This window comes from Streptomyces tamarix (assembly GCF_032423885.1).
Lineage (GTDB): Bacteria > Actinomycetota > Actinomycetes > Streptomycetales > Streptomycetaceae > Streptomyces > Streptomyces tamarix.
This window is the reverse complement of the sequence record NZ_JAWCTQ010000085.1, coordinates 1-6,380: the sequence shown is the minus strand read 5'-3', so window position 1 is coordinate 6,380 and position 6,380 is coordinate 1. Positions and strand designations below refer to the sequence as shown.

General features: G+C 64.6%; 5 protein-coding genes and 1 pseudogene. 3 read left to right on the top strand and 3 right to left on the bottom strand.

Translation table 11 applies throughout. From position 1 onward, the window contains the following. Positions 1-580: 580 nt before the first annotated feature. Entirely contained in the window at positions 581-1,840 is a 1,260-nt protein-coding gene (ltrA, locus tag RND61_RS32195; RefSeq protein ID WP_315881715.1) for a group II intron reverse transcriptase/maturase, read from the top strand. Between the two features lie 88 nt (positions 1,841-1,928). Here ltrA and RND61_RS32190 read toward each other — a convergent pair. Beyond that, positions 1,929-2,353: pseudogene (locus RND61_RS32190) on the bottom strand (IS5 family transposase); the annotation flags it as partial. 22 nt (positions 2,354-2,375) lie between these two features. After that, entirely contained in the window at positions 2,376-2,855 is a 480-nt protein-coding gene (locus RND61_RS32185) for a hypothetical protein (protein ID WP_315881716.1), read from the bottom strand. 603 nt (positions 2,856-3,458) lie between these two features. On the opposite strand from RND61_RS32185, the gene RND61_RS32815 reads away from it, so the two are divergent. Next, positions 3,459-3,749, top strand: coding sequence for a transposase (locus RND61_RS32815; RefSeq protein ID WP_391654598.1), 291 nt, complete (start codon positions 3,459-3,461; stop codon positions 3,747-3,749). Positions 3,750-4,187: 438 nt separating this feature from the next. Here the strand turns inward: RND61_RS32815 and glnA are convergent, their stop codons facing one another. Next, positions 4,188-5,597 (bottom strand): type I glutamate--ammonia ligase, encoded by a 1,410-nt coding sequence (glnA, locus tag RND61_RS32180; RefSeq protein ID WP_315881714.1) that lies wholly within the window; start codon positions 5,595-5,597, stop codon positions 4,188-4,190. A 230-nt stretch (positions 5,598-5,827) separates the two neighbouring features. Here glnA and RND61_RS32175 point away from each other — a divergent pair, with 230 nt between their 5' ends. Next, on the top strand, positions 5,828-6,298 hold the full coding sequence (locus RND61_RS32175; protein WP_315881713.1) for an RDD family protein: 471 nt from the start codon (positions 5,828-5,830) through the stop codon (positions 6,296-6,298). Positions 6,299-6,380: the final 82 nt, after the last annotated feature.

The window sequence follows — 6,380 nt, the reverse complement described above, 5'->3', positions numbered from 1 at the left end:
TTGTGTCCTGAACATGAAAGGGAGTTGGTAGTAGGACAGCTTCTGGAAATGGTGCTGTGCGAGAGATGAAGGTCGGCCTTTCGGAGTCGCCCTGCGGGGGGGAGGCTCCAAACCGCCTCATGCTGCGTTGGCTGAAGACCGTCGTGGTGAGCGATGAGGAAAAGGCGCCGTAAGAGGCGTCAGGTGGGGACTGGGAAGGCGAACGCAAGTGAATCGCTGCTGACGTGTCGAAAAAGATGAAGACGACATCAAAACCGGAATGTGACCACTATCCCGGGATGAGCCTGGCGGGCGCCCGTTTATTGGCCAGGTGGTGTCCGGCATGTAGGCGACGCGAGTCCAGTCTGCTGCTTTCGCATGGAACAGGAGAAGGCAGGTCGCGACACGCTCCGCCACGGCGCGGGGGAGAGGGAGTGCTCCAAGCGGCGGACACCGCGAGGGGTCGAGTACCGACGCGGGGCCTGCTGACGGACCGGCTCGTAGTAGTGACGAAGCCTCTGTAATGGGGGTGGAGCGAAGGGGCCGGGTCGTTCGTGACTGTGTTGATCACATCAACCGGACTATGTCCGGGAGGAGTGCGATGGGCCAGTTGAAGTCTCAGATCAAGCCGTTTGACATTTCGAAGTGGGAAGTCAAGGAAGCGTGGGAGGAAGTCAGGGCGAACAAGGGCGCAGCTGGACTGGACGGGCAGAGCATCCAGGACTTCGAGAAGGACCTGAAGGGCAATCTGTACAAGGTCTGGAACCGAATGTCTTCGGGCTCGTACTTCCCTCCTCCGGTGCGCGCTGTGGAGATTCCCAAGCCGAATGGCGGCGGCACGAGAATGCTCGGCATTCCCGCTGTCGCTGACCGTGTGGCCCAGACTGTGGTGGCCCGGCATCTCATGCGAAGGGTGGAGCCGATTTTCCATCCCGACAGTTACGGATACCGGCCCGGACGGTCTGCCTTGGACGCGGTGGAAAGATGCCGGGAGCGCTGCTGGAAGCGGGACTGGGTGGTGGAGTTTGACATCGCCAAGTTCTTCGACAGTGTGCCCTGGGACCTGCTGGTCAAGGCGGTGGAAGCTCACACCGACGCCGTTTGGGCGAAATTGTATGTGCGGCGGTGGCTCCACGCGCCGCTTGCCATGCCCGACGGTTCACTGCTGGAACGGGAGCGCGGAACCCCGCAAGGGGCGCCGGTCTCTCCCGTGCTGGCGAACCTGTTCCTGCACTATGCGTTCGATACCTGGATGGCGCGGGAGTTCCCGAACATCTGGTTCGAACGGTATGCGGACGACGCGGTCCTGCACTGCGTCACCGAGCGCCAGGCCCGACAGGTACTGGCCGCACTCACGAACAGGATGGCCGAGGTCGGACTGCGACTGCACCCGGCCAAGACCCGGATCGTGTACTGCAAAGACGGCAAACGGCGCGGCTCCTTCGAGCACACGGCGTTCACCTTCCTCGGCTACACGTTCCGCGCCAGGCAGAACCAGGACCGATACGGCAAGTCGTTTCAGTCGTTCGATCCTGCTGTCAGCAGCGATGCCCTGAAGAAGATGGGACGGGAAGTGCGCTCCTGGCGTTTGCACACCCGGTCCGATCTCTCCTTCAAAGAGCTGGCCCGCAGGATCAACCCTGTCGTGGCCGGCTGGATCAACTACTACGGCCGGTTCAGGCTGTGGGAACTGAATCCCTTCCTGATGCGCATCAACGCCTACCTGGTGCGCTGGATCCGCCAGAAGTACAAGCGGCTCGCGGCTGAACGGAAAGCCATCGCGAAGATGCAGGAAATCGCTCGACGCTATCCCCGCATGTTCGCGCACTGGCGTTGCACCGTGGCATCCGTGATGACCTGACGAACAGGACGACAAGAGCCGTGTAACGGGAGACTGTTACGCACGGTTCTGTGAGAGCCGGGAGGTGAGATTCCTCCCGGCTACTCGGCAGCCCGCCGCGGGACCGGCCCAGCGCCTGGCCAGCCGACGGACATGCCGGATCTTCCAGTTCGTCCCCCGCCGCCGCCCCTTTTTGCGGGCGTCGGCGGCGTGCTGATGAGCCCGGCTGATCGTGGAGTCGACCGACACCGTCCACTCCACGGCTCCGACGGAGTCGTCGCGAACCTGGACCTGCTCGAGCAGGCGAGCCCAGGTTCCGTCCGCCTCCCAGCGGGCGAACCGTTCATAGGCCGTCTGCCACGGCCCATAGCGTTCTGGCAGGTCACGCCACGGAGCCCCCGTCCGCAACCGCCACAACACCCCATTGATCACCTGCCGGTGATCCCGCCACGGACGACCCCGTCCGTCAACACCCGGCAGCAGGGGCGCTATCCGCCCCCACGCCGCATCCGTCAGCTCACCCCGACCCACCACAAGATCAATTATCAGACAGGTCCTAGGCGCGTCGTGAATGAAGAAGTAGCGTAGAGCCTCCGAAAGTGATAGCAGGACGGCCATCTGTTGATACTGCCTTAGCTCCGGGAATTCCGATGACCGGGTCGGTCATTGCCGAAACAAGGTCTTCTAGGTGGGGGTGCGCGTCCCACTGCAGCTCCCATCTGTCGCCGGATCCATGAAGCCTTCGATAGCCGGGTCGATTAGAACTGTCTAGCCAGCCGGGGCGCTCCAGGGGGTCGTAGAACCAGTTTCCGATCGCCCACGCGCCGTAAGGGTCCCGTGTGGTGATCCTGCAGAAGACGCCGGCCAAGAGGTGGCGTGCGTCCGCAGTCATGCTCGGCAGGCTGCCCAACTGCTCCTCTTCGAGGGTGGTGAGCGGCGTGTCGGTGGTTAGGTGGTCGATATATGGATCGTTTCGTATGCCGACCGGCTTCCCGGAGGGATTGCCTGTGACCACGAACTGCGCAGCAGTCGGCATGTGTCGCATGATGTAGCTTCCATTCCCTCGGTGTTCTTCAACACGGAGGCCGGGAAGTCCGCTTCCTCCACTAGGGCCGCGAAGTAGGCGACTGGCGATATTGTGAGGAACGTCGGTGATAATCACCATGCGCTCGAAGCGCGGGGAGACAGTGACGGTGTATGAGGAGAGGACGGCGAGATGCCACCCGGCCGGACCGGCATAGTCCACCCCGCGGTTTAGGTAACCGAGCGCGAGTAGTGCGCGAAACTCACTCTGTTCTGGCCGACACGTGTCTAGGCCGATGGTGTGGTCTCGGGGAATTCCAGCTTGCGCTGCAGCCAACTTTTCGCCGGTGTAGAGGGCGCGGCTGCGAGCCGCCGACTTGCGCGGGCTTACGGGCATGCTTCACCTCGTCGCTGCCCGGTCAGCGCGTCAGGGTCACATACCTTGTGAGTCCAAACCTTGTTACCTCGCGAAGTAGGTGCTCCACACCTTTGCGCAGCTTCGGTGAGTGCCGGGCTCACGTACTTTTGCTGGCGTCTGGACCTCCGCAGCCCAGTAGCTGAGTACGCACTGTACCCCACGTTTCTCCAGCTTCGTGTCGAACTGCGGAAGTGTCCTATGGGCTGTCGTCAAATGACCTTATGTCGGGGTTATGGTCGGGTGATACGTCGCCATAAGCTGTCCGATGCCGAGTGGGTCTTCGTGGAGCCGTTGTTGCTTCGGTCTGAGCGGGGCAGTAGACGGTTGGACGACCGGATGGCCCTCAACAGGATCGTGTGGAAGTTCCGGGCCAGGGTGGCCTGGCGGGAGGTACCTAAGCGGTATGGCTCCTGGGTCACGCTCCACACCCGTTTTCGTAGGTGGGCCAAAGGCGGCCCTTCGACCGGATGCTGCGGGTCGCCCAGGTGAAGGCCGACGCGGCTGGGGGCATTGAGTGGCTGGTGTCGATCGACTCCACGATCGTCTGGGCTCACCGGTACGTGGCCAGGGCGAGAAGAGGGGGCTTTGTAGCCCGGGCTCGGCCGGTCCAGAGGCGGGCTGGCCAGTAAGAAAGCCAGGTCAGCGCCTCAAGAAACGATCGCTGGAGGTCGCCAGCCCGGCTCATCACTAGAAGAAGGCTGCCGCCGCACAAAGAACCTGGACGAGCCAGCGAGGGCCGCTACCCCATAGGTGGGGTAGCGGCCCTCGTTGTTGTTTCTGATGCTAAGTCGGAGAATCGGCCGAGCGTTGCACCCTCGGTGCACAAGGGGGCGGAAAGCAAGCGGTGACAGTGAGAACTGCTGAGAAGAGCTTCACAGCCCACCCCCTGTTTCCAGGAGCTCGGCCCAGGTCACCCGACCCTGTGGTTTACAGGTCGAAGTAGAGCTCGAACTCGTGCGGGTGCGGGCGGAGCTGGATCGGGGCGATCTCGTTGGTGCGCTTGTAGTCGATCCACGTCTCGATCAGGTCGGACGTGAAGACGCCGCCCGCCTGGAGGTACTCGTTGTCCGCCTCCAGGGCGTCGAGGACCGCGGGGAGGGAGGTCGGGACCTGGGCGACGCCCGCGTGCTCCTCGGGGGCCAGCTCGTACAGGTCCTTGTCGATCGGCTCCGCCGGCTCGATCTTGTTCTTGATGCCGTCCAGGCCCGCGAGGAGGAGGGCCGAGAAGGCCAGGTACGGGTTGGAGGACGGGTCCGGGGCGCGGAACTCGACGCGCTTGGCCTTCGGGTTCGAGCCCGTGATCGGGATGCGCATCGCAGCCGAGCGGTTGCGCTGCGAGTACACCAGGTTCACCGGCGCCTCGAAGCCCGGCACCAGGCGGTGGTACGAGTTGACCGTCGGGTTGGTGAAGGCCAGCAGCGACGGGGCGTGCTTCAGGATGCCGCCGATGTAGTAGCGGGCGGTGTCCGACAGGCCGGCGTAGCCCTGCTCGTCGTAGAACAGCGGCTCGCCGCCGGACCACAGGGACTGGTGGACGTGCATGCCCGAACCGTTGTCACCGAAGATCGGCTTCGGCATGAAGGTCGCGGTCTTGCCGTTGCGCCACGCGACGTTCTTCACGATGTACTTGAAGAGCATCAGGTCGTCGGCGGCGGCGAGCAGCGTGTTGAACTTGTAGTTGATCTCCGCCTGGCCGGCGGTGCCCACCTCGTGGTGCTGGCGCTCGACCTGGAGGCCGACCTTCTCCAGCTCCAGGGAGATCTCCGCGCGCAGGTCGGCGAAGTGGTCGACCGGCGGGGCGGGGAAGTAGCCGCCCTTGTAGCGGACCTTGTAGCCGCGGTTGTCCTCGACCGCACCGGTGTTCCAGGCGCCCGCCTCGGAGTCGATGTGGTAGAAGCCCTCGTTCGCGGACGTGTTGAAGCGGACGGAGTCAAAGACGTAGAACTCCGCCTCCGGGCCGAAGAACGCCGTGTCGGCGATGCCGGTGGAGGCGAGGTACGCCTCCGCCTTCTTCGCGATGTTGCGCGGGTCGCGGCTGTACTGCTCACCCGTGATCGGGTCGTGGATGAAGAAGTTGATGTTCAGCGTCTTGTCCCGGCGGAACGGGTCGAGACGCGCCGTCGACAGGTCCGCGCGCAGGGCCATGTCCGACTCGTGGATGGCCTGGAAACCGCGGATCGACGAGCCGTCGAAGGCCAGCTCCTCGGACGGGTCGAACGCCGTCGCCGGGATCGTGAAGTGCTGCATCACTCCCGGAAGGTCGCAGAACCGGACGTCGACCATCTTGACGTCGTTGTCCTTGATGAACTTCTGGGCTTCGTCGGCGTTCTGGAACATCCAACTCCTCCTCCTCCCACCCGGGGGAGGGCGGGGTTGCGATTCGGTCGCGGGACCAGTGCGGTGGCCCACGCTGGACCCGACCATAGGTACGGGGGATTTCTCAAGCATGACCCATTTGTTTCGCCCAAGTTAACCGGTGCGGCTGCCGGGGCCCGGCGGACGGGTGTGCCGCGCGCCCCGGCGGCCCGGCCCGCGGTGATCAAAAGTGGGCGCAGTACCGTGTACGGGTGGACAACAGGCGAGTAATCGGATCGTGGCTCTCCGGGCCGCGTGCGGCGGCCGAGGAGATGGGCGCCGACTTCGGCTACCGGGGCGAACGGCTCGGTCTGCCGGAGACGGGACCCGGCTCCGTCGCCCCGCTCGGGCGGCGCTTCGGCGCACTCTTCATCGACTGGTCCCTCTGCATGGTCATCGCATACGGATTGATCACTCGAGGTGACTGGAACGCGGCGGGCAACTGGGCCCTCGGTGTGCTGTTCCTCCTCGGCGTCCTCACCGTCGGCACCATCGGCTGCACCCCCGGCAAGCGGTTCCTCGGCCTGCGCGTCATCGCCGAGGACGGCGAGCGGCTCCGCTTCGGCCGCGCCGTCGTCCGCACCGCGCTGCTCTGCCTCGCCGTCCCCGCCCTGATCTGGGACCGCGACGGCCGCGGCCTCCACGACCGGCTCGCCCGCGCCGTACAGGTGCGGATGCCGTAGCGGCGGCGAGGACGGGGAAGACGGGAAGGACGGGGAGACGGAAAAGGGCAGAGAAGGCGGAGAAGACGGAGGAGGGGGGGGG

Bases quoted from the DNA above. Each gene is read 5' to 3' on its own strand.
- ltrA (WP_315881715.1), top strand. From the start codon at position 581: ATGGGCCAGTTGAAGTCTCAGATCAAGCCGTTTGACATTTCGAAGTGG.
- RND61_RS32185 (WP_315881716.1), bottom strand. From the start codon at position 2,855: ATGCCGACTGCTGCGCAGTTCGTGGTCACAGGCAATCCCTCCGGGAAG.
- RND61_RS32815 (WP_391654598.1), top strand. From the start codon at position 3,459: ATGGGCTGTCGTCAAATGACCTTATGTCGGGGTTATGGTCGGGTGATA.
- glnA (WP_315881714.1), bottom strand. From the start codon at position 5,597: ATGTTCCAGAACGCCGACGAAGCCCAGAAGTTCATCAAGGACAACGAC.